Origin of the sequence: Salidesulfovibrio brasiliensis JCM 12178, assembly GCF_001311825.1 — a bacterium.
Taxonomy (GTDB): Bacteria; Desulfobacterota; Desulfovibrionia; order Desulfovibrionales; family Desulfovibrionaceae; genus Pseudodesulfovibrio; species Pseudodesulfovibrio brasiliensis.
In genome coordinates, this window is record NZ_BBCB01000169.1 from 1 (window position 1) to 1,207 (window position 1,207).

The following is a 1,207-nucleotide window of genomic DNA, read 5'->3' on the forward strand; positions in this document are numbered from 1 at the left end:
CTTCACCTTGCTGGCCCGGCACCGCCTCGGCGCACAAACGCAGCTTCAGACATCCCTCGACCTGCCCACCCAGCGCATCGTGGAACACCTCGTGGCCCGACACGCCGCGCGGGTCCGGCAGGAAGGCATCACCAACGCCGCCGCCGTGGTGCTGGACCGCTCCACCCGGCAGGTGCTCGCCATGGCCGGGTCCGCAGACTTCTTCGACGACCGCACGCAGGGACAGGTCAACAACGCGCTGGCCGCCCGCTCCCCCGGATCCACGCTCAAGCCGTTCCTCTACACGCTGGCCTTTGACAAGGGCGAGGCCATCCCTGCCTCGCGGCTCCTCGACGTGCCCACCGACTACTCCGGATACACGCCCGAAAACTACTCCGGCACCTTTCACGGGCAGGTCAGCGTCAGCGAGGCCCTCTCGCGCTCCCTGAACGTCCCTGCGGTTCGTCTGCTCTCCCGCACCGGACTGGAGGGCTTCCACGCCCTGCTCAAACGCGGCGGACTGGAGACCATCGACCGGGCCTCGGCCAGTTACGGGCTGCCGCTGGTGCTCGGCGCGTGCGAGGTGCGTCTGGTGGACCTGACCAATCTCTACGCAACCCTTGCGCAAGGCGGAAACCACCGGCCGTGGCGCGTGGTGGCGGGGTCTCCCGGTCCGGCAGGGCATCTGTTTTCACCCGAGGCGGCCAGAAGCGTCGGCGACATCCTCACCAAGGTCACGCGGCCCGACATGCCGGACTCGTGGCGACTCACGCGTGACCGGCCCGCTGCAGCGTGGAAGACGGGAACGTCCTTCGGACACCGCGACGCATGGGCCGTGGGCTTCGGTCCCGAACTGGCCGTGGGCGTCTGGGTTGGCAATCCGGACGGAACGCCAGTAAAGGGCATCTCGGGCGCAACCCACGCAGGGCCGCTCTTCTTCGATATCCTGCGCGCACTGGAGCCGCACTCCCGCGATCTAAGGCTCCCTGAGGCCCCGGAGATGCGCGAAATCCTTCTTTGCGCCAAGAGCCGCCTTCCGGCTGGTCCGGACTGCCCGAAGACCATCAGCGCCCAAGCAGGGCCAGTGCTGCACCTGCCCCGCTGCACCGATCACCGCAGGATCATGGTGGACGCGGAAACCGGAAAACGGCTTGAAGGAAGCTGCCTCGTGACCCGCCCGGCCCGAGCCGAAACCGTTCACACGGTCCCCCCCGGAACTGGCCGCGTG

1 protein-coding gene is annotated in these 1,207 nt (G+C 68.4%); it reads left to right on the top strand.

Annotated elements, in window-relative coordinates; all coding sequences use genetic code 11:
* On the top strand, positions 1-1,207 hold a 1,207-nt coding region (locus JCM12178_RS17395), incomplete at both ends, for a penicillin-binding transpeptidase domain-containing protein (RefSeq protein ID WP_250635956.1).